Below are 21,852 nucleotides of genomic sequence, written 5' to 3'. Positions count from 1 at the left end.
CGCCCGTGAACGGAGCTGGTAGTCGTCCGGGCGGGGCTGGACGTACGCCGTCCGGGCGGCACAATAGCGGGCAGTCGGCGTGGGGGAGGGCGAGTGCGCATCCTGTTGGTCGAGGACGACAGTCGGGTCGCGGCCGCGATGGCGTCGGCGCTGACCCGCCGTGGGTTCGACATCGAACAGGCGTCCACCGCCGCCGCGGCACTCGCCGCCGCCCCGTGTGACCTGGTCCTGCTCGACCTCACCCTGCCCGACGGCGACGGCGTCGAGGTGTGCCGGACGCTGCGGCAGCGCACCCCCCAACTCGGCATCATCGCGGTCACCGCGCGTGGCGAGGAGCGTGACCGGGTGCTCGGGCTGCGGGTGGGCGCGGACGACTACGTGGTGAAGCCGTTCTCCATGGCGGAGCTGCACGCCCGGATCGAGGCGGTGCTGCGCCGGGGGACCTACAGCGCGGCGCCGCGTACGGTGATCGAGGCGGGTCGGATCAGGATCGACGTGACCGCCCGGTCGGCCGAGGTCGACGGGGCGCCGGTCGCGCTGACCCGCAAGGAGTTCGACATCCTGATGTCGCTGGCCCGCCAACCCGGGCTGGTGGTGCCCCGGGACCGGATCCTGCTCGACGTCTGGCAGACCACCTGGACCGGCCGGCACACGGTCGAGGTGCACGTCGGGTCGCTGCGGGCCAAACTCGGCGACCCCGGCCTGGTGGAGACCGTCCGGGGCGTGGGCTACCGGCTCCGGACCGGGTGAGCGGGAGCCGCCGTGCGCCGCCGTCTCGTTCTCAGCTACCTGCTGCTGATGGTCCTGGTGCTGATCGCCCTGGAGATCCCGCTCGCCTTCACCCTGGCCACCGCCGAGACCGACCGGGTACGCGCCGACCGGCTCGCCGACGCGACCCGCTTCTCCTCGCTCTCCGGACCGGCCCTGCGGGGCGGGGCGACCGGTGGCGTGAGCGCCGAACTGGACCGCTACGCGGAGCTGTACGGGATCGACGCGGCCCTCGTCGACCGGGACCGTACGGTTGTCCTGCGGACCCCGAGCTACCGTCCCGACCCGGCGCTGGTGGAGTCCGCCACCCGGGCTTCGCTGGCCGGGCAGCAGTCCGCCGACCCGGGACTGGTCTGGCCCTGGGACAGCGATCCGTTGGTCGTCTCGGTGCCGGTGAGCGAGAGCGGCGAGGTGCTCGGTTCGGTGATCATCTCGTCGCCGACCGGCCGGATTGGGCGCAGCACGCTCTCCTGGTGGCTGGCGCTCGCGGTGATCGGCGCGCTCGCCGTACTCGCCTGTGTGCTGACCGCGTTCCGGCTGGCCGGTTGGGTGCTGCGGCCGGTCACCGTGCTCGACGCGGTGACCCACGAGATCGCCGAGGGTGACCGGGCGGCCCGGGCCCCGCACCGGGTCGGTCCCCCCGAGCTGCGCCGGCTCGCGGCCAGCTTCAACGACATGGCCGACGCGCTCTCCGACGCGATGGAACGGCAACGGGCCTTCGTCGCCCACGCCAGCCACCAACTGCGCAACCCGCTCACCGCGCTGCGGCTGCGGGTGGAGGAGTTGGGACCGAGCGTCGTCGACGAGGAGGGCCGGACCGAGCACCGGCTGGCCCTGGAGGAGAGCGACCGGCTCGCCCAGGTGCTCGACGGCCTGCTGACCCTGGCCCGCGCGGAGCGGGGGGCGGACAAGATGGTGGTGGTCGACGCCGCCGAGGTGGCGGTCTCCCGGGTCCGGGCCTGGGAGCCGCTGGCCCGCCGCCGGTCCATCCAGCTCACCGTGAACACACCCCCGACCCCGGCGTACGCGACCGCCGCGCCGACCGCCCTGGACCAGTCCCTGGACGCCCTGATCGACAACGCGGTCAAGTTCACCGACGAGGGCGGGAAGATCGAGGTGTCGGTCTACAAGCTCGACGGCGGGGTGGCGATCCACGTCCGGGACAACGGCCGGGGGATGACCTCCGCCCAGCTCAAGCACGCCACCGAACGGTTCTGGCGGGCGGCGGACGCGCAGAACATCTCCGGCGCGGGGCTCGGTCTGACCATCGTGGCGGTGCTGGTGGACGTCTCCGGTGGGCGGCTGACCATGCGGCAGGCGATCCCCCGGGGCCTGGACGCGGCGCTCTGGTTCCGTACGCCGGACGAGTCCCCGTAACCGCCGTCCGGCCCGAGGCGAAGTCCGGCGTCAGGGTTTGCTGGCGCGGTAGTACTCGGCGGCGCCCGGGTGCAACGGCAGCGGGGAGGTGGCGATCGCCGACTGGATGCTCATCCGTCCCGCCGCCGGGTGCGCCCGCCCCAGCTCGATCCGGCGCTCCATCAACAGCCTGGTCAGCTCGTAGACCAGGGTCTTGGGCAGGTGGGCCGAGACGACCAGGTAGTTGGGGTCGGCGACGGTGGTGGCCGGGGTCAGCCCGTACACCGAGCTGGGGATGTCCCGGCTGACGTACACCTGGCTGTAGCTCTGCCGCATCGGCTCGGTCCACTCGCCGAGGTCGACGATCCGCGACGGGGTACGCCGGACCAGTTCCGCCACCGCCTGCACCGGCAGCCCGCCGGAGAAGACAAAGCCGTCGATCTCGCCGTTCTCCAGCGCGGCGACCGAGGCGTCCAGTCCGAGTCGCCGGGTGTCCACCGAGCCGGGACCGAGCCCGGCGACGTCGAGCAGCCGGCTCGCGGTGATCTCCGTGCCGGAGCCGGGCGCGCCCACCGACACCCGTCGACCGCGCAGGTCCGCGAGGCGGTGGATCGGCCCGTCGGCGCGGACCACCAGGTGCAGCAGGTCGTCGTAGATCCGGGCCACCCCGACCACGGCGGGCGAGTCACCGGGACTGCTCGGCAGCGTGTCCGCCTGGGTGAAACCCAGCTCGGCGCTGCCGCGCGAGATCAGTTCGACGTTCTCGGCCGACGCCGCGGTCACCACCACGCTGGCCCGTACGCCCGGGATCTCCCGGTTGATGATCGTCACCAGCGACTGGCCGAACGCGTAGTAGACGGCGGTGGGACTGCCGGTGGCGATCCGGATCCGTACCTGCTCGGCCGGCGCGTCGACGCACGCGCTCACCAGCACCGTCAGGAGGGCGGCGCAGAGCGCGAAGGTGGCCCGCCGGGCCGAGTGTGGTGACCCGTCCGGGGGCGGCGGGATGAGGGCCAAGGGTCGTGATCTCCGGCGGAAGTAGGGGGCGCCGCGGCAAGTCTGGCCCACCCACTTCGTCCGTGCATACCGACCGAACGGTCGACCCGCCGGGCGTGCCCGTCTCCGGTGCTCGCCGCCGCCGGACCGCCGCCCGGCGGGCCGTGCCCCTACCCCGCGAGGTCGAGCTGATCTCCCGAGCGCACCGCCGCGAGCAGGCGTTGGGTGTCCGGTCCGACCTCCACGCTGACCAGGTAGCAGCCGGACCGGCGCCGCAGGGTGGCTCGGGCGTCGAGCAGTTGGGCGCCCCGGATGAGCATGGCGGCGAGGTCGGGGTCGGCCACCCGTACGCCGAGGATGTTCTTGTGCAGGTGCCGCCCGGCGGCGGTGAGCACCGACCGCCACAGTGCCTCGGCCAGCCGGGGACGCCACAGGTGCCGGGCGCTCGACCCGCCGGTCACGGCCGGGTCCAGCATCGCCGTGCGGCCCTGGGACCACGCGGCCGACATCAGCGTGGAGTAGCCGGGGCGCTGGCCGGTCGGGACGTAGAGCCGGTGCAGTTGGTAGCGGCGGCGGAGCCCGGCGACGGTCGTCTCGCGGGTCACCGCGACGCCGAGCCGGCCCAGCAGGTAGGCCATCTGCTGGGCCGCCGCCTGCTGGCCGAACTCGGCCACCAGTACGCCGTGCGCGCCGTAGGTGTCGCGCGGGCGGTTCCCCGGGGTCGTGCCCAGCGGGGTGCACCGGACCAGCGCGGCGACCTCCAGCGCTTCGACCAGGACCGGCCAACCCAGCCACGGGAGGTTGCCGTTCTCGCCGGTCGGCCGTGTGGTTCTGAGCTGCGTTATCTCCGCCATCGATCTGCTCCCGGCTGGTTTGGCACGGTTTCCACCAGCGTGGATCGGCCGGGTCGGCACGGGAAGAGCGGGCACGGAGTCTTGAGGGAATCTTGCGGGTGTCCCGGGTCGGACCGGCCGGACCGGTCGGGGCCGATCGGTCCGGGGCAGGCTTACTGCCCCCGGTAGGCCCGCACCACGGAGGCCGGTATACGACCCCGCTCGGAAACGTCGTAACCGTTCTTGGTCGCCCATTCCCGGATAGCCCGGTTCTGGTCGCGGTCGGTCCGACTCGCACCTCTCGCGCCGCCGCGCTGGCCGGATCCGCGGGTCTCGCCGGAAGCGCGACCCATGCGGGTGCCTGCGGCGATGAAGCCGTCCAATGCCTTGCGCAACTTGCCGGCGTTCTTCTCGGACAGGTCGATGGTGTAGTTGACGCCGTCGAGACCGAACTCGACGGTGCGGTCGGCCTTGCCGCCGTCCAGGTCGTCGGTTAGCAGGGTGATCACCTGTTTTGCCATGGTGTTGCCTCCATTAACGAATTCATCGTTGTGTGCAATGTGTTCCACAGAGTTTGTCCCATCGCCGGGGATTTTGCAACGTAATCGCTATTCGCCGGTGCGCCGGTACAGTTTTGCGAGGCCGGCATTGCCGGCACTGGGCCGCCCGGGAACCCACTGGAATCGTCTTGTGCGGCGTGTCAGGATCATGGGATGAGCCACGAACGGTCGGCCGAGGTGCCGGCGTCGCGTACCGGTCGCCGCACGCCGCACCGGGGGACGCTGGCGTCGGCGTCGGGGCGTTGAGTGCGCGGTGGCGGGCGCCTGCCGACCGTCCGGCGGGGTTCTCGGCGACTTTTTGGACATAAGCCCGAAGATGCCCGTCCGGCATGCTCGCGTGCGTCCACATGTGGTAGTTAGGTGAGGCTAACCTTTGGAGGCTTCGTGGTCGTCTCGCAACTCCCGTCGTCCGTGCCTACCGGACGAGCCATCGCCGATCTGCTCGAACGCCAACAGGAGCGTGAGTCGGGCGCCCGTACCTACGCGCGCTCGCTGCCGATTCTGCCGGTCCGCGCACACGGCATGGTGGTGGAGGGGGCGGACGGCCGACGTTACCTCGACTGCCTCTCCGGCGCCGGCACGCTCGCACTCGGACACAACCATCCGGTTGTCGTCGACGAGATCCGACGGGTGCTCGACTCCGGTGCGCCGCTGCACGTGCTGGACCTGGGCACGGTCGAGAAGGACGAGTTCACCACCACGCTGCTGGCGACGATGCCCGGCGGTCCGGAGGGCTGGCGGCTGCACTTCTGCGGGCCGGCCGGGACCGACGCGGTCGAGGCGGCGCTGAAACTCACCCAGACCGCGACGGGCCGCAGCGGCGTACTCGCGTTCACCGGGGGATACCACGGGATGACCGCCGGAGCGCTCGCGGTCAGCGCCAACGTCGCGATCAAGACACCGCTGCCGCCGGCCGCGTTCGAGGTCACCCGACTGCCCTTCCCGTACGACTACCGGTGCCCGTTCGGCGTGGGCGGCGGTATGGCGGCCGACATCGCCGCCCGGTACGTCGAGACGATGCTCACCGACTCGCACTCCGGTGTGGTGCCGCCGGCCGCGATGATCCTGGAACCGGTGCAGGGGGAGGGCGGCACCGTGCCGGCCCCCGACGGCTGGCTGCGCGAGATGCGTCGGCTCACCGGCGCGCACGGCATTCCGCTGATCGTGGACGAGGTGCAGACCGGGGTCGGCCGCACCGGCGCGTTCTGGGCCGTCGAGCACGCCGGTGTGGTGCCGGACGTCCTGGTCATGTCGAAGGCGATCGGCGGCAGCCTGCCACTGGCCGTGATCGCCTACCGCGAGGAACTGGACACCTGGCGGCCGGGCGCGCACACCGGCACGTTCCGCGGCAACCAGCTGGCCATGGTCGCCGGCACCGCCACCATCCGGCACGTCCGCGAGGCGGGCCTGGTCGAGCGGGCCGCCGTGCTCGGCGATCGGATGCTGCACGAACTCCGGCTGCTCCAGGGGCAGCAGTCCGCCATCGGCGACGTACGCGGCCGGGGACTGATGATCGGCCTGGAGATCGTCGAGCCGGACGGGGAGGCGAACGGCATCGGCGCCCGCCCCGCCGCCCCCGAACTCGCCCGGCTGATCCGGGGCGAGTGCCTGGACCGTGGCCTGATCGTCGAGTTGGGCGGCCGGGACGACGCCGTGGTACGACTGCTCCCCCCGCTGGTCATCACCGACCCCCAGGTCGACGCGGTGCTGACCCGACTCGCCGACGCGGTCCGGGCCGCCCAGCGGGCCTACCCCGGACCGCGCGCGTGAAGCCCACCGACAGCACGGCCGACAGCGCGCTCGCCGGTGGGGCCGACGGGCCCGAAGCGCTGGGCCCACTCATCGACGTGGCGCTGGAGGCGCTGCGCCTCGGCGCTCACCGGCGGGGCGGCCCACTTCCCGCCGGCACGCCCGACGAACTGGCCCGCGCGGTCGTCGCGGCGGCCGGGGCGGAACTGCTGCCCGAACGGGGCATCGGGGCGTCGGCCGCGCTCGCCACCCTCGGCACCGGGCTCACCGCCGGCACCGCCGACCCGGCCGACCCGTACTGCGCCGGGCACCTGCACTGCCCGCCGCTGGCCGTGGCGGTGGCCGCCGAGGTGGTCGCCGCCGCGTTGAACCCGTCGCTCGACTCCTGGGACCAGGGGCCGTCGGCGACCGAACTGGAGCCACTGGTCGTGGCGACCCTCGCCCGGCTGGTCGGCTACCGGCCCGACGCCTCGGCCGGGGTGGTCACCTCCGGTGGCACCGAGTCCAATCTGATGGGACTGCTGCTGGCCCGGGACGCGGCGGTGCTGGCCGCCACCGGAGCCCAGGCCGCCACCGTGGGACTCGGCGCCGTCGGCTCACGACTGCGCTTCTTCTGCGCCGAGGTCGCCCACTTCTCGGTCCGGCGCAACGCCGCCCTGCTCGGGCTCGGCGAGGAGGCGGTGATCCCGGTCCCGGTCGACCACGCGTACCGGATGGATCCGGCCGCGCTCGCCGACCGGCTGGCGGCGACCGTACGGGCCGGTGGTCTGCCGGCGGCGGTGGTGGCGACCGCGGGCAGCACCGACTTCGGCAGCATCGACCCGCTGCCGGAGATCGCCGAGATCGCCGCCCGGCACCGCGCCTGGCTGCACGTCGACGCCGCGTACGGCGGTGGCGCGCTCTTCTCCGACCGGCTCTCCGGTCTGCTCGACGGGCTGGACCGGGCCGACTCGGTCGCGCTCGACCTGCACAAACTCGGCTGGCAACCGGTCGCGGCCGGGGTCTTCCTGACCGCCGACGCGGCCACCCTCGCCCCGCTGTCCCAGCGGGTGGCCTACCTCAACCCCTCCGACGACGAGGCGGCCGGCTATCCGAGCCTGCTCGGGCACTCGCTGCGCACCACCAGACGGGTGGACGCGTTCAAACTGGCGGTCACCTTCCGGGCCCTCGGCCGAACCGGGATGGGCCGGCTGGTCGACGCCGTGCACCACCTGGCCCTGCACGCGGCGGCCCGGGTGCGGGCCGACCCCCACCTCGAACTCGCCGCCGACCCGGTGCTGAGCACCGTGGTCTTCCGCTACCGGGCCGGTGCCCGTAGCGGTACGGTCAACGCCGCGCTGCGCCGACGACTGCTCACCGAGGGGGCGGCGGTGGTCGGCCGGACCGAGGTCGGCGACACGGTCTGGCTCAAGCTCACCCTGCTCAATCCACACGCGACCACCGCCGACGTGGACGCGCTGCTCGACCTGGTGGTCCGGGCTGGCACCGCCGAAGAGCGGTCGGAGCCGGTCGGCACCGCCGGACAGCGGTCGGAGCCGGTCGCCGCAGAGAACCGGTCGGCCGTCCTGTCGCAACGCACCGGCGACATCGCCGAGGAGGTCAACCGATGAACGACGAGACCGAGTACGACCTGGTCGGTGTGGGACTCGGGCCGTTCAACCTCGGGCTCGCCGCGCTCGCCGAACCGCTCGCCGGACTCCGTACGCTGTTCCTGGACGCCCGCCCCGGCTTCGCCTGGCACCCTGGTCTGCTGTTGGAGGGTGCCCAGTTGCAGGTGCCGTTCCTCGCCGACCTGGTCTCCCTGGTCGACCCCACCAGCCGCTGGTCCTTCCTGTCCTACCTGCGCGAGCAGGACCGGCTCTTCCCGTTCTACTTCGCCGAGCGCTTCCACGTGCCGCGCCGCGAGTACGACCACTACTGCCGGTGGGTGGCCGAATCGCTCCCCTCCTGCCGGTTCGGCGCCCGGGTGGACGGGCTGCGCTGGTCGCCCCGGGCCGGCCGGTTCCTGCTCGACACCACCGACCCGACGACCGGTGTCACCGGCCGGGTCGCCGCCCGGCACGTGGTGCTCGGGGTCGGCACCCAGCCCGTCGTTCCCGAGCCACTGGCCCACCTGGTCGGCGACCACGTCTTCCACGCCGGTGACTATCTCGACCGACTCCCGGCGCTGCGTGGCGCACGGGACGTGACCGTGGTCGGCTCCGGGCAGTCCGGCGCCGAGGTCTTCCTGGACCTGCTCCGCCGCGCACCGGAACACCACTGGCGGGTACGTTGGCTCACCCGCTCTCCGGCGTTCGCCCCGATGGAGTACTCCAAGCTCGGGCTGGAACACTTCACCCCGGACTACACCGCGTACTTCCGTGACCTGCCCGAGTCCACCCGGGACGCTCTCGTACCGGCGCAGTGGCAGCTCTACAAGGCGATCAGCGCCGAGACCATCGACGAGATCCACACCCTGCTCTACGAGCGGTCGGTCGGCGGCGAGCGACCCGAGGTGAGCCTGACCGCGAACGTGGCGATCGAGGCCGCTCGCGCCACCGCCGACGGATACCTGCTCTCCTGCCGGGAGACCAGGCAGGACCGGGCGTTCGAGCTGCGTACCGAGCGGGTGGTGCTGGCGACCGGTTACGCCGCCCGTCGGCCCGCGCTGCTCGACCCGCTGGTCGACCTGGTCGACTGGGACCAGCGCGGACGCTACCGGGTGGACGGCGACTACCGGGTCACGCTCGCCCCGGAGGTCTCCGGCTCGCTCTTCGTGCAGAACGCCGAACTGCACACCCACGGCGTCGGTACGCCCGACCTGGGACTCGGGGCGTGGCGCGCCGCCACCATCCTGAACGCGGTCACCGGTGGCACCGCCTACCGGCTGCCGACCCGGACCGCGTTCACCGGGTTCGGCGTGCCCGACGACGCGATCACCGGTTCCGGCGTACCCGACGACGCGATCACCGACGAGTCACCCGTTGCCGAAGGAGCCCCGTGCCCCCGCACGTCCCCGTAGCGCCCGCCACCGCACCGGCTGTCCCCGCACCGCCCGGCACAGCAGCACCGCCCGGAACCGCAGCAGCACCGCCCGGCACCGCACCGCCGGCACACCTCGCACCCGAGCACTGGACCGCCGCCGGTCGTACGCTGCTGGCCCGCACCATCGCCGAGATGGCGTACGAGGAGATGGTCTTCCCGGAGCCGGACGGTTCGTCGGAGCGGTGGCGGCTCGACCTGCCTGGCGGCGTCGGCTACTCCTTCCGGGCCGACCGGGGCACGTTCGGCGCCTGGCGGATCCAGTCGTCGAGCCTGGTTCGACATTACGAGGGCCGGGATCGCGAGGCCAGCGACCCGAGCCAGTTCGTGGTGGACGCGGCCGACGTGCTCGGCCTGTCCCGTTCGGTCCTCGCCGACCTGGTCCGGGACCTCACCGCCACGCACGCCGCCGACGCCCGGCTGCACGCCCGCGCGATCCCGGCCGCGGACCTGGTCGACCTCTCCCACGAGGACCTGGAGTCGCACCAGACCGGCCACCCCTGCATGTTCGTCAACAAGGGCCGGCTCGGCTTCTCCACCGCCGACACCGCCCGCTTCACCCCGGAGGCGGCCGGCGAGTTCCGGCTGGTCTGGATCGCGGTCGCGCCGGAACTGGGACGGTTCACCGCCGTACCCGGTCTCGACCCGGAGGCGCTGCTCGCCGACGAACTGGACCCGGCCACCCGGGCCGGCTTTGCCGCCCGGCTGCGCGACCGGGGCGGCGACCCGGAGACGTACGTCTGGCTGCCGGTGCACCCGTTCCAGTGGGACGAGGTGGTGCTGCCCCTGTTCGCCCCGCAGATCGCCGAGGGCAGCCTGGTCTACCTCGGTGAGAGCGCCGACCGCTACCGCCCGTTGCAGTCGATCCGGACCCTGACCAACCTGGACCGGCCGGACCGGCGCAACGTCAAGATTCCGCTGATGATCCGCAACACGTTGGTCTGGCGGGGGCTCTCCGAGGCGCAGACCACCTGCGCGCCCCGGCTGACCACCTGGCTGCGCGAGTTGCGCGACGGCGACCCGTTCCTGCGCGACGAGTGCCGGGTGGTGATGCTCGGCGAGGTCGCCTCGGTCACCGTGCCGCACCCGACCTTCCGGGCGCTGCCGGACGCGCCGTACCGGTACCAGGAACTGCTCGGTGCGATCTGGCGCGAACCGGTGCACGGCCACCTGGCACCCGGGGAACGGGCCCGGACGATGGCCGCCCTGCTGCTGGAGGGGAGCGACGGTCGGCCGGTGATCGGGGAACTGGTCGAACGCTCCGGACTGGGCGCGCGTGAGTGGCTGCGCGCGTACCTCCGGGCCCTGCTGCCGCCGCTGCTGCACTACCTCTACCGTTACGGCGCCTCCTTCACCCCGCACGGGGAGAACGTGGTGCTGATCAGCGACGTGGCCGAGCGGCCGATCCGGATCGCGCTGAAGGACTTCGGAGCCGACGTCGAACTGCTCCCGTTCGACCTGCCGGAGTACGCCCGCATCCCGGCCGAGGCCCGGGAGCGCCTGCACCGCTGGCCGGCTCGTGACCTGGCGCACTCGATTCTCTCCGCGATCTGCGCCGGGCACTTCCGTTTCCTCACCGACATCGTGCGGCGGCACCTGGCTGTGCCGGAGCGGGAGTTCTGGGCGCTGGTCCGGGAACCGATCGACGCCTACCACCGACGCTTTCCCCAGCTTGCCGACCGGTTCGCCTGGTTCGACCTGCTCGGCCCGGAGTTCGGTCGGGTGGCGCTGAACCGGGAGCAGTTGCTCGGCGGCGGGTTCCACGACCGGGCCGAACGCGACGCCGAGTTCGACGTCATGCACGGCACCCTCGCCAACCCGCTGTACGACGCGACCGGGGTCGACGGGACGCGTGCCGATGGGGACTGACATGTGGACGGCCGCGCCACCCGGACTGGTGCCCGAGGTCTGGCGGCGGGTCTGCGACGCGCTCGCCGCCAAGATGATCGCCGAACTCGCGTTCGAACGGGCGCTGACCCCCGCCCCGCTCGGGGCCGACCGCTACCGGGTGCCGGTGACGCCCGAGATCGGGTACGACTTCCGGGGTCGGCCGGTCGCCATGGACTCGTGGCGGATCGAACCGGGCACGCTGGTCCGGGTGGCGGACGGGGTGGCCGAGCCGGCGGACCCGTACCGGCTCCTGCTCGACCTGCACCGGGCCTGGGGGCTCGACCCGGCGGTCACCGCGTTGACCGTGGGCGAGCTGGCCGCGACCCTGTCGTCGGACGCCTGGCTGCTGCACACCGGCCTGCCCGCCGCCGAACTGGCCGAACTGCCGCACCTCGAACTGGAGGGGTACCAGACCGGCCACCCGTGGATCTTCGCGAACAAGGGCCGGGTCGGCTTCTCGTACGCCGACCGGCGTCGCTACGCGCCCGAGGCCCGCCACGCCGAGCCCCTGCACTGGATGGCCGCCCACCGCGAGCTGGCCGGTTTCCACGCCGTACCGGGGTTGGACGAGGCGGCGTTGCGCGAGCGCGAACTCGACCGGCACACCCGGGACCGCTTCACCGCCGTGCTCGCCGCCCGGGGACTGGACCCGACCGAGTACGTCTGGCTGCCGGTGCACGAGTGGCAGTGGAACGAGGTGGTGCTGCCGTTGTTCGCGGCGGAGCTGGCCCGGGGGCGGATCGTGGCGCTGGGCGAGGCACCGGACCGGTACCGGGCGCAGCAGTCGATCCGTACCTTCGGCAACGTGTCCCGACCCGACGGCCTGGACGTGAAACTGCCGTTGTCCATTCTCAACACCATGGTCTACCGGGGCATCCCGACCGAACTCGTCGAGGCCGCCCCGCACAGCACCGCGTGGATGCACGGCATCCGCGACGCCGACCCGTTCCTGCGCGACGAGTGCCGGGTCATCCTGCCCGGCGAGGTGGCGGCGGTGGCGGTCCGGCATCCGGTCTTCGACGCGCTCCCCGAGGCGCCGTACCGCTATCGGCAACTGCTCGGGGTGATCTGGCGTGAACCGGTGGCGGGCCGGCTCGACCCGGGCGAGCGGGCCCGTACGCTGGCCGCGCTGCTGCACGTCGACCCGGCCGGTCGGGCGTTTGTCGCCGAGCTGGTCGCGCGGTCCGGGCAACCGCCGGCGCGCTGGCTCGCCGCCCTCTTCGCCGCCGTCCTCCCGCCGCTGCTGCACCTGCTCTACCGGTACGGCATCGGGCTCAACCCGCACGGCGAGAACGCGATCGTGGTCTACGACCGGGGCGACGTCCCGGTCCGGCTGGCGGTGAAGGACTTCGTCGACGACATGAAGCTGCTCGACGAGGACCTGCCGGAGTATTCCGACCTGCCGGAACAGGCGCTTGGCGTGTTGATGCGGTTCGGTGCGCAGGAGCTGTCCGGCTCGATCGTCAAGTCCCTGCTGATGTGTCACTTCCGCTATCTCGCCCCGCTCTGCGCCGAGCAGCTCGGGGTGCCGGAGGAGGAGTTCTGGCGGTTGGCGCGGGCCGAGATCCTGGACTACCAGGAGCGGTTCCCCGAGCTGGCCGAGCGGTTCGCCCGATTCGACCTGCTGGCTCCCGAGTTTGCCCGGGTCTGCCTGAACCGGGAACGGCTGCTGCCCGGCGGTTACCACGACCGGGCCGAGCGGGACGCCTCGTTCCACATCGACGTCGCGCCGGTCGCGAATCCGCTCTGGCGGCCTGATCCCGGACCCGACCCGGATCCCGGACCCGTGGCCGGGACGGTGGACCGGTGAGCCCGCCGGTGTTCCCGATGCCGGTGGAGCGGCTGCGGGCCGAGGTGGCCTCGGGTCGGATCGACAACGTCCTGGTCGCCGTACCGGACCTCCAGGGGCGGTTGCAGGGCAGCCGGCTCGACGGCGAGCACTTCTGCGAACGGGTGCTGCGGGACGGCTTCGCCGCCTGCGTCTACCTGCTCGCGGTGGACGTGGAGATGAACACCGGACCGGGTTACGCCGTCGACCCGTGGGCCGCCGGCTTCGGCGACCTCACCCTCACCCCGGACATCGGTACGCTGCGCGAACTGCCCTGGGACCCGGGGACCGCGCTGGTGATCGCCGACGCGTACCGCCCCGACGGCCAGGTGGTCGGGTACGCGCCCCGGCAGGTGCTGCGTACCCAACTCGACCGGCTGGCCGAGCGGGACCTGGTCGCGTACGCCGGCACCGAGCTGGAGTTCATCCTGTTCCGGGAGAGCTTCCAGGCGGCACACGACCGGGACTACCGGGCGCTGCGTACCGCCACCCGGCACAACGTGGACTACTCGATCGCCGGGGTGACCGAGATCGACCCGGTGCTCCGGCGAATCCGGCGCGAGATGCGGCAGGCCGGGCTCCGCCTCGAGTCGGCGCGCGGCGAGGTCCACCCCGGACAGTACGAGATCGTCTTCCGCTACGCCGACGCCCTCACCACCTGCGACAACCACACCCTCTACAAGACCGGGGTACGTCAGATCGTCACCCAGGAGGGGTTGGCCGTGACCTTCATGGCCAAGTACGACCAGGGGGAGGGGAACTCCTGCCACGTCCACCTGTCGCTGCGCCACCGTGACGGCACACCGGTCTTCGCCGGTCCCGGCGGCGGGGACCGGGCCGGCATGTCCCCGTTGATGGCACACTTTGTCGCCGGGCAGTTGGCCGGGCTGCGCGAGCTGACCCTGCTCCAGGCGCCCAACGTCAACTCGTACAAGCGGTTGGCCCCGGGCGCCTTCGCCCCGACCGGGGTGGCCTGGGGGTGGGACAACCGGACCTGCCCGATCCGGGTGGTCGGCTCCGGTGACTCGTTACGGATCGAGCATCGGGTGGCCGGCGGCGACGCCAACCCGTACACCGCCGTCGCGGCGATCATCGCGGCCGGTCTGTACGGGATCGAGCGCGAGCTGCCGTTGCCTCCGGCGCTGGTCGGCAACGCCTTCACCGCCGACCTACCCCGGCTGCCCGGGTCACTGGCCGAGGCGGTCAGCCTCTGGGAGGGCAGCACACTGGCCCGGGACGCCTTCGGCGCCGAGGTGGTCGACCACTACGCCGCCGCCGCGCGAGCCGAACTGGCGGAGTTCGACCGCGCCGTCACCGACTGGGAACGCCACCGGGGCTTCGAACGCCTCTGACCGCCCGCGCCGTTGCGGTCACGGGTTCAGGTGGGTGCGAATGGCCGGGGGGTGGGAGAGGAAGGAGGGCATCGCGAACTCCCAGCCGTAGGAGCCGGCCATCGGAAAGACGACCAGGTCGCCGACCCGGACCTCGGTGACCGTCACGTCCCGGGCGAGGGTGTCCTCGGTGGTGCAGAGTTCGCCGACCACGGTGACCGGGTGCCCCCGTACCGCCGGCCGAGGGTACGGGTGCGGCCACCGGTCAACCGGCAGGACCGCGAACCGGTGCGCGATCTCCCACGAGGTCGGCAACTGGAAGTGGTTGATGCCGCCACGCAGCACCACGAACCAGGTCCCGTACGTCCGCTTCACGTCGACCACCTCGGCGGCGTACCAGCCGGCGTCGGTGACCAGGTAACGACCCGGCTCGAAGACCACCCGACAGTCCGGCGGCGGGGTGAGGTCGGCCAGCCGGTCGCCGAACTCCTTGACGTCGAACGGGTCCTCGCCGCCGAACGGCACCCCGAGTCCACCGCCGACGTCCACCACCCTCAGCTCCAGCCCGTGCGCGGCGGCGGTACGCCGGCTCCAGTCCAGACACCAGCCCACGTACGCGGCGTGTGCGGCGGCGTCGAGGTTGTTCCCCACCACGTGTACGTGAAAGCCGACCACCCGTAGCCGGGGCAGGGTGGCGGCCAGCCGCAGCACGTCCGGCACCTCCTCCTCCGGGATGCCGAACTGGGTGGCCGCGCCGCCCATGGTGAGCGCGCCGGTGACCGCGACGGCCCTCGGGTTGACCCGCAGCGCCACGTCCACCCGGCGGTCCAGCCGTTCGGCGACGGCCTGGAGGCGGTGCAGTTCGAGCGCGCTCTCCACGTTGACCAGATCGACGTCGAGTTCGACCAGCCGATGCAGCAGCCGTTCGGTCTTGGCCGGTCCGGCCGCGACCATCAACCCGCGACCGCCACCGTCGCGGTCTCCCTGCGCGCGGGCGAGGGTGGCCTCGGCGCCCGAGGCGACCTCGAAGCCGTCCACGTGGGGCGCGAGCGCCCGCACCAGCGGAGGATAGGAGTTGGCCTTGACCGCGTAGCAGACGCTGGCCCAGCCGGGTAGCGCGGCGCGCAGCTCGGTCGCCCGCCGGATCGGCACGGCCAGGTCGTACAGGTAACCGCCGAACGGCTCGGCTCCGTCGGCGCTCCGGCTCAGCAGGTGATCCCGGACGACGCCGGGCAGGTCCGTGGCGACCAGCGAGGGCCGTCCGGCGGCGGACGGGGGCAGGTCCAACGGTCGCTCCTGGATAGCGTCGGCGGTCCGGTACGTCGCCCGGTCAGTGGATCACTCCATCATGCCTCGGGCGGGAGAGACCGGCGTGGCTGACCGCCGGGGCTGGTCAGCCCTCCAGGTCGGCGAGGATGCGGGCCAGGATCTCCGGGGTCTGGGCCGGCGGTTCGGCCTCCACACAGACCCGCTCCATGGCCGCCGCGTAGTGGTCGACGTCGTCGCGCTTGTCGAGGTAGAGCGCGCTGGTGAGCTGTTCGATGTAGACCACGTCGGGCAGGTCCCGGTCGGGGAAGCGCAGGATGCTGAACGCGCCGCCGGCCGCGGCGTGTCCACCCGTGGCGAACGGCATCACCTGTAGCCGGACGTTCGGCAGCTTGGTGGCCTCGATCAGGGCACTGATCTGACCGTGCATCACCTCCGGACCGCCGATCGGCCGGCGCAGCGCGGCCTCGTCCACCACCGCCCAGATCTGCGGCGGGTCGGTGCGGGTGAGCAGTTGCTGGCGTGCCATGCGCAGGTTGACCCGGCGCTCGACCTCGTCGCCCGAGGCCGTCCGGTGGCCCAGGAGCACCACCGCGCGGGCGTAGTCCCGGCTCTGCAACAGACCGGGGACAAACTGCACCTCGTACGTGCGGATGAGCGACGACGCGGCTTCGAGCCCGAGGTACGACTGGAACCACTGCGGCAGTACGTCGCCGTACCGGTGCCACCAACCGGGTTCGTTGGCCTCGCGGGCGAGCCCCAGCAACACCTTTCGTTCGTCGTCGTCGTGGACGCCGTAGAGGGTGAGTAGGTCGGCGACGTCGCGTTCCTTGAAGCCGACCCGACCCAGTTCCATCCTGCTGATCTTCGATTCGGACGCGCGAATTTCCCAACCGGCGGTCTCGCGGGTCACGCCGTTCGCCTCGCGTAGCCGACGCAGTTGGGCGCCGAGCAGCATACGCAGCACGGTGGGACCGCTGGCGATGTCGCCGTCGGGCCTCGTAGTCGTCACGCACCGACCTCCCGATGCTCCGAGCAGGCCGAGGGTGGCCGGCTTTGCTGCCGCGTAAGCATGCCATGACCGCGTGCTGTGCGGGACCAGCGGGAGGTCTCGATTTTTGTCGGTGGCCGGTGGGACCATTGCCACCGGCCGCTGCGTGGCGTGGATTCTCCGACGACCAGGATCTTCGGAAGCGACGATCGGGATCCTCGGAAGGTCGGGATGTTCAGACGATCAGGTGGTCGAAATCCCCGTCCCGGGCACCGAGTATGAACGCGGCGATTTCCGCCGGGGTGTAGATCAACGCCGGGCCGTTGGGATCCCGGGAGTTACGCACCGCGATTCCCGCGCCGCCGGGTAGCTCCGCCAGTTCGACGCAGTTCCCGCTGGGATTGCTGCGACGACTCTTCTTCCAAGCCACGGGTGGGAGCTCGGTGGTGGGGATGCCGTTGTATGGCTGATTCATCGAAGTCTCTCTCAACGGCCAGGACCGGCCGGGTTCGGGTCAGGTCGCACCCGGGATCCAGTCCCGGGTGTGGGTTGCCGAGGCGGTACGCCTCCCCTCTCGACCGCGTTGCATGGTCATCTGCACGTGCATCTGCTCTTGCGTCCGCATCGCACAGCGAGCATGATAGCGCTTGTGTAGGTGTGCTCGATTACTCACGGTTAGTAATTGGGCGGTGGGTTGGTCCGTGACGGATCGGGTGCCCGGGGTGACCGGCATCCGGGTCGTACCCGAGCTGATCGGCCTATGAGCAGGCCGCGAAGACAGGAGGCTAGGCAGCGATGCCCGCACCGACCATTGATCCGAGCCAGCGGGACCCGCGCGACGTGGTGTCCACGGACAGTTACCAACCGACCGATCCAGTGTGGATCTTCCGGTCCGGCACCTGGCGCGCCGGTGTCGTCGAGGTCGCCTCGGCGGGTGCCGCCACGGTCACGTACCGGCCGAGCGGGGCCCGGGGCACCGGCGTGGACACCCTGACCGCGCGTTACGTGTTGCCCCGCGCCGACCTCGACCCGCTGGACGCGGTCGGCGGGATGCAGCGTCGTCTCGACGTCGCCCAACTGCACTGACCCGGCCGTCGGCGACGATTCCACACCCGCCGTCGCCCGCCCGGCCGTCCGCCGGTGGCGCCCCACCCGTACCGTCCCACGGGTGGCGGGGACCAACCGTCCGCAGGTCGATCCCGTACCGGTCCGACCGGTGTCGGTGAGCCGGTAGTCGTACCCACTGGATGGCGGCGTACGTCCCGACTAGAGTGACGCCGTGCACCGACGTTTCCCGATCTCCCCGCCGCCCCGCTCCTAGCGGGGCCGTGCGCTCGCCGCGTCGCGCCGTTCCGAGTCGACGCCGCCCGTATCCGGGCCGATCCCGTGTGCCCCGCTTCCGCGACCATCTCCCACTTCCTGTCGCAGGAGCGTCGATCCGTGCTTGTTTCCTCCACGCCGATGGTGGCTGCCCGCCACCGCAGCGGCGTTGACCTGTTCTGTCTTGTCCTCGCCGGCATGTTGTGGGGTACGGGTGGGCTGCTCGGCAGCCTGCTCGGCACTCATGCCGGGCTCTCCCCGGTGGCGGTGGCCACCTACCGGCTCCTGGTCGGCGGCGCGCTGCTCGTCGGAGTGCTGCTGCTCACCGGCCGCCGGCTGCCCCGGGGGCGTACCGCCTGGGCCCGGATCGGGCTGCTCGGGCTGCTCTTCGCGGCCTACCAGGCGTGTTACTTCGGTGCCGTGGCCCTGACCTCGGTGTCACTGGCGACGCTGGTCACCATCGGCACCTCCCCGGTGCTCGTGCTGGCCGCCGACTGGGCCACCACCCGAGAGCGGGCCGGCGCCCGGACGGTCGGCACCGTCGCCCTGGCCGTCACCGGCCTGGGCCTGCTGGTGGGCCTGCCGGCCGGCGGTCACACGTCGGCCGCCGTGCTGGCGAGCACCGGGTTGGCGTTGGTCTCCGCCGCCGGGTTCGCCATGGTCACCCGGCTCGGTGCCAGACCGGTCGCCGGTCTGGACGGCGAGGCCGCAGCCGGGCTCGGCTTCGGTGCCGGCGGGCTGCTCCTGGCCCCGTTCGCGGTGACCACCGTCGGGATGGGATTCACCCCGACCCCGTCCGGCGTGGCCCTGCTGGTCGCGCTCGGTACGGCACCGACCGCGCTGGCGTACGTCCTGTACTTCCGGGGTCTGCGCACCATCGGTGCGAGCACGGCCGTGCTGCTGGCGCTGCTGGAACCGTTGACCGGTGCCGTACTGGCGGCGGTCCTCCTGCACGACCGGCTCGGTGCCGCCGGTCTGGTCGGGGCGGTCCTGCTCGGGGCCGCGGTGGTGCTCGCCGGCACCGCGCCCGCGCGGTCCGGGACGGACTGACCGGGCGCTGCCGCGCCGACCGTCGGGTACGTGAGTGGTGGGCCGCCGACCCTCGTCGGCGGCCCACCGGGCACGGCTGGGTACGCGGTGCGGGGCGGTCGACCGCCCCGCACCATCCGTCAGCCGGCGCCGCAGATGGTCCCGTTCAACCGGAACTCGGCCGGTCGTGGCGTGTTGCCGGAGTGGTTCGCCTGGAAGCCGAAGCTGGCGGTCCCGTTGGTGGCGATGGCGCCGTTCCAGGCGACGTTGCGGGCGCTGACGTTCTGCCCGGTCTGGGTGACCTGCGAGTTCCAGGCGCTGGTGACCTGCTGGCCTCCGGTGAACGACCAGGTCAGGGCCCAGCTTGTCAGCGCGGGCCCACGGTTGGTGATGGTCACGTTCGCGGTGAACCCGCTGGCCCACTGGTTCGTCGACCAGGCGACGGCGCAGGTGGCGGGGCCGCCGGTGGGGGGTGGCGTGGTCGGCGGAGCGGTCGTGGGCGGCGGGGTGGTGGCCGGTGGTGTGGTGGTGGGCGGCGGTGTCCCGTCCACCGGCGGGAAGCGCAGGATCCGGTCGTCGCTCGCCGCGGGCGTACCCCGGCCGTCCCGGTTGCTGGTGGTCACCCAGAGCGTCCCGTCCGGGGCGTACGCGACCGTACGGAGCCGGCCGTACGCGCCGGTGAGCTGGGCTACCGGTGTGCCGACCCCACCGTTGCCGGTGAGCGGCACGGTCCAGAGCCGGGTGCCGCGCAGCGCGGCGACAAAGAGTCGGTTGCCGGCGATGGCCGCCCCGCTGGGCGACGCCTCGGCGGTGGTCCAGGTGACCACCGGGTCCCGGAAACGCGGGTCGTTCGCCCGTCCCTCCACGGTCGGCCAGCCGTAGTTGCCGCCGGGGACGATCAGGTTCACCTCGTCCCAACTGTTCTGCCCGAACTCGCTGGCGTAGAGCCGCCCCTGTCCGTCCCAGGCCAACCCCTGTACGTTGCGGTGGCCCAGGCTGTAGACCAGGGAGCCGGCGGTCGGGTTGTCCGGCGGTACGCTGCCGTCCGGCCGCATCCGCAGGATCTTGCCGTTGCGGCTCTGCGGGTTCTGCGCGCTCGCGGTCTGGCCGGCGTCACCGACACCGGCGTAGAGCATCCCGTCCGGGCCGAAGCCGATCCGGCCGCCGTCGTGCACGTTCGCCCGGGCCAGGCCGGTGAGGATCGGTTGCTGGGTCTGTGGGGCGGTCAACCGGAAGCGCACGATCCGGTTGTCGCTGCTGGTGGTGAAGTAGGCGTAGACGTACCCGTCCTGACCGTAGGTCGGTGAGACGGCGAGCCCGAGCAGTCCGGCCTCCCCACCGGCGGCGACCCCGGAGATCTGGGCCACCTGCTGCGGGGTCTGTCCGGGGCGTACCTGTAGCACCCTGGCCGTGTTCCGTTCGGCCACCAGCGCGCTGCCGTCGGACAGGAAGGCCAGTCCCCACGGGGTCTGGAGCCCGGTGGCGACCACCGTGGGCCGGGTGAAGTCGAAGTCTCCGATCGCGGCGGTGCCGGCTCCGTCGGTGGTCGACGCGTTCGCGGCGACCAGGCCGGCGGCACCGACGCCTAACGCGGTGGCCAGCGCGACGACGAGGCGACCTCTCATCTCCACCCTCCCGAGTGACGGCGACGATTGTCAATAAAGTGACAGCCGTCAATGTATCACGGAAGGGTGGGAGCGCACCCAGTTTGCTGTCGCGCTCAGTCCCGGGCGGCGAGAAACTCGTCCAGGCGCTGCCGACCGCTCCTGCGCAGCACCCGCCGGCCAACCGGGGTGAGGGCCAGCAGCCGCCCCTTGGCGCCCAACGCCTGCCCGGCCCAGCGGTGGATGTCGAACTCGTCGCGGTGGGTCAGGATCAGGCCGTCGGCGAAGGTGAACGCCGCCCGCACGTCGTTGCGCACGGTCCGGGCGCCGAACGGGTACGTCGCCACCCAGTGCGCCGAACCGCGCTGGTCGTCCGCGACGACCTCGGAGAGTTCGACCTCCGGCCGGGCGCGCGAGGTGAGCATCGTCCACATGGCCCGCACCTCGCGTGCGTCGAGTCCGGGAAAGAGCGGGTCGGAGAAGCTGGCCCGGTCCGCGTAGCTCGCCGCCATGGTGGCGCCGTCCCCGCCGGCCAGGGCGGCGTAGAACCGGTTGAGCAGGGTGACGTTCGGATGTTCCACGGATACCTCTTCTTCGGTGGGGGCTTCCCGGTCGCCCGCTTCGAGCGCCTGGCGGAGCCGGAGGATGTCGGACCGGTCCTTGTCCCGGCGTACCATTCCGGGCACCCAGACCGGCATCATCTCCTTGATCTCGATCTGCGCGGCGACCGCGATGATCGGACAGGTCAGCCCGTCGAGCCGTCCCGGTGGGGAGTCCAGCATCCCGTCCGGCCACGGCTCACCGGCGTACGGTCCGCCGGCCACCACGACCCGGCCCGCCGCGTCCCGGGCGAGCAGGGCGAAACCGAGGTCGACGTCACCCCGGAGAAGATCGCGCTGCTGTCCCGGCGGGGCGTCGCCCGAGGGCTGGAAGCCGATCCCGGCCAGCGCGGCGGTCAGCCGGTCGGCGTCCTCCGCCCAGCAGAACCAGTCGACGTCCACGTGCTCGCGGGTGCGTACGCCGAGGAGGAAGTCCATCGCCCAGCCGCCGCGCAGCCAGACGTCGATCCGCTCCCGGGCGGCCAGCGCCGACACCTCCGCGATCGCGGAGAGCTGTCGTACGCCGAGGTCCTGCCCTTGCGGCGGGCGCCACAACACCCGGTGCTTCCCCTCCCGCGCCCCGCCGCTCCCCGGTCCGGCCCGGTGCCGACCGGGGCTCGGCCCCTGCGGCACCCATCCTGGCAGGGCGGGGTCCGCCGGGGCGGGGCGGGGGACGGCCGGACCCGGAGGGCAACGGGTTCCGCGTCTCGC

18 protein-coding genes are annotated in these 21,852 nt (G+C 72.4%); 10 read left to right on the top strand and 8 right to left on the bottom strand.

Going from position 1 to position 21,852, the window contains the following annotated elements:
* Window positions 1-93 precede the first annotated feature (93 nt).
* A complete protein-coding gene (locus tag ACI2K4_RS30655; RefSeq protein WP_404516368.1) occupies window positions 94-750 on the top strand; it encodes a response regulator transcription factor in 657 nt (218 codons plus the stop codon).
* 12 nt (window positions 751-762) lie between these two features.
* Window positions 763-2,145, top strand: coding sequence for an ATP-binding protein (locus ACI2K4_RS30650; RefSeq protein ID WP_404516366.1), 1,383 nt, complete (start codon window positions 763-765; stop codon window positions 2,143-2,145).
* A 30-nt stretch (window positions 2,146-2,175) separates the two neighbouring features.
* Here ACI2K4_RS30650 and ACI2K4_RS30645 read toward each other — a convergent pair whose 3' ends face one another.
* The 3 genes from ACI2K4_RS30645 to ACI2K4_RS30635 all read right to left on the bottom strand — a co-directional run bounded on the left by ACI2K4_RS30645 (window position 2,176) and on the right by ACI2K4_RS30635 (window position 4,474).
* Window positions 2,176-3,132 (bottom strand): TAXI family TRAP transporter solute-binding subunit, encoded by a 957-nt coding sequence (locus ACI2K4_RS30645; RefSeq protein WP_404516433.1) that lies wholly within the window; start codon window positions 3,130-3,132, stop codon window positions 2,176-2,178.
* A gap of 158 nt (window positions 3,133-3,290) precedes the next feature.
* On the bottom strand, window positions 3,291-3,974 hold the full coding sequence (locus tag ACI2K4_RS30640) for a hypothetical protein (protein ID WP_404516365.1): 684 nt from the start codon (window positions 3,972-3,974) through the stop codon (window positions 3,291-3,293).
* 152 nt (window positions 3,975-4,126) lie between these two features.
* Window positions 4,127-4,474, bottom strand: a complete 348-nt coding sequence (locus tag ACI2K4_RS30635) for an Lsr2 family protein (protein WP_404516364.1) — start codon at window positions 4,472-4,474, stop codon at window positions 4,127-4,129.
* 450 nt (window positions 4,475-4,924) lie between these two features.
* Between ACI2K4_RS30635 and ACI2K4_RS30630 the strand changes: the two genes are divergently transcribed.
* The 6 genes from ACI2K4_RS30630 to ACI2K4_RS30605 are packed head-to-tail and all read left to right on the top strand — an operon-like array spanning window position 4,925 to window position 14,353.
* A complete protein-coding gene (locus tag ACI2K4_RS30630; RefSeq protein WP_404516363.1) occupies window positions 4,925-6,283 on the top strand; it encodes a diaminobutyrate--2-oxoglutarate transaminase family protein in 1,359 nt (452 codons plus the stop codon).
* Window positions 6,280-7,872: a pyridoxal phosphate-dependent decarboxylase family protein gene (locus ACI2K4_RS30625; protein ID WP_404516362.1), complete on the top strand. Its 1,593-nt coding sequence runs from the start codon at window positions 6,280-6,282 to the stop codon at window positions 7,870-7,872. The genes ACI2K4_RS30630 and ACI2K4_RS30625 overlap by 4 nt, the downstream gene beginning before the upstream one ends.
* Window positions 7,869-9,263, top strand: a complete 1,395-nt coding sequence (locus ACI2K4_RS30620) for a lysine N(6)-hydroxylase/L-ornithine N(5)-oxygenase family protein (protein ID WP_404516361.1) — start codon at window positions 7,869-7,871, stop codon at window positions 9,261-9,263. Before ACI2K4_RS30625 ends, ACI2K4_RS30620 begins: the two co-directional genes overlap by 4 nt.
* Window positions 9,242-11,152, top strand: coding sequence for an IucA/IucC family protein (locus ACI2K4_RS30615; protein ID WP_404516360.1), 1,911 nt, complete (start codon window positions 9,242-9,244; stop codon window positions 11,150-11,152). The genes ACI2K4_RS30620 and ACI2K4_RS30615 overlap by 22 nt, the downstream gene beginning before the upstream one ends.
* Window positions 11,142-12,983, top strand: a complete 1,842-nt coding sequence (locus ACI2K4_RS30610; RefSeq protein WP_404516358.1) for an IucA/IucC family protein — start codon at window positions 11,142-11,144, stop codon at window positions 12,981-12,983. Before ACI2K4_RS30615 ends, ACI2K4_RS30610 begins: the two co-directional genes overlap by 11 nt.
* Complete coding sequence (locus ACI2K4_RS30605) at window positions 12,980-14,353, top strand: glutamine synthetase family protein (protein ID WP_404516357.1); 1,374 nt, start codon at window positions 12,980-12,982, stop codon at window positions 14,351-14,353. The genes ACI2K4_RS30610 and ACI2K4_RS30605 overlap by 4 nt, the downstream gene beginning before the upstream one ends.
* 18 nt (window positions 14,354-14,371) lie before the next feature.
* Here the strand turns inward: ACI2K4_RS30605 and ACI2K4_RS30600 are convergent, their stop codons facing one another.
* The 3 genes from ACI2K4_RS30600 to ACI2K4_RS30590 form a co-directional block, all read right to left on the bottom strand.
* Window positions 14,372-15,619, bottom strand: a complete 1,248-nt coding sequence (locus ACI2K4_RS30600) for an alanine racemase (protein WP_404516356.1) — start codon at window positions 15,617-15,619, stop codon at window positions 14,372-14,374.
* A gap of 106 nt (window positions 15,620-15,725) precedes the next feature.
* Window positions 15,726-16,556: a helix-turn-helix domain-containing protein gene (locus ACI2K4_RS30595; RefSeq protein ID WP_404516432.1), complete on the bottom strand. Its 831-nt coding sequence runs from the start codon at window positions 16,554-16,556 to the stop codon at window positions 15,726-15,728.
* A gap of 268 nt (window positions 16,557-16,824) precedes the next feature.
* Window positions 16,825-17,064 carry a DUF397 domain-containing protein gene (locus ACI2K4_RS30590; protein ID WP_404516354.1) on the bottom strand — a complete coding sequence of 80 codons (240 nt, stop codon included), beginning with the start codon at window positions 17,062-17,064 and terminating at the stop codon, window positions 16,825-16,827.
* A 320-nt stretch (window positions 17,065-17,384) separates the two neighbouring features.
* Between ACI2K4_RS30590 and ACI2K4_RS30585 the strand changes: the two genes are divergently transcribed.
* Both ACI2K4_RS30585 and ACI2K4_RS30580 read left to right on the top strand, forming a co-directional pair.
* Complete coding sequence (locus tag ACI2K4_RS30585) at window positions 17,385-17,675, top strand: hypothetical protein (RefSeq protein ID WP_404516353.1); 291 nt, start codon at window positions 17,385-17,387, stop codon at window positions 17,673-17,675.
* A gap of 354 nt (window positions 17,676-18,029) precedes the next feature.
* The gene (locus tag ACI2K4_RS30580) at window positions 18,030-18,959 is read left to right on the top strand and encodes a DMT family transporter (RefSeq protein WP_404516351.1); all 930 of its coding nucleotides are present in this window, start codon (window positions 18,030-18,032) and stop codon (window positions 18,957-18,959) included.
* 119 nt (window positions 18,960-19,078) lie between these two features.
* Here ACI2K4_RS30580 and ACI2K4_RS30575 read toward each other — a convergent pair whose 3' ends face one another.
* Complete coding sequence (locus tag ACI2K4_RS30575) at window positions 19,079-20,563, bottom strand: PQQ-dependent sugar dehydrogenase (RefSeq protein ID WP_404516350.1); 1,485 nt, start codon at window positions 20,561-20,563, stop codon at window positions 19,079-19,081.
* 95 nt (window positions 20,564-20,658) lie between these two features.
* The gene (locus ACI2K4_RS30570) at window positions 20,659-21,699 is read right to left on the bottom strand and encodes a nuclear transport factor 2 family protein (RefSeq protein ID WP_404516349.1); all 1,041 of its coding nucleotides are present in this window, start codon (window positions 21,697-21,699) and stop codon (window positions 20,659-20,661) included.
* Between the last annotated feature and the right edge of the window lie 153 nt (window positions 21,700-21,852).

The organism is Micromonospora sp. NPDC050397 (assembly GCF_044901685.1).
In the GTDB taxonomy this organism is placed as follows: domain Bacteria; phylum Actinomycetota; class Actinomycetes; order Mycobacteriales; family Micromonosporaceae; genus Micromonospora_G.
Note: the sequence above shows the minus strand (reverse complement) of the source record. Positions and strands in the feature narration are given on the sequence as shown.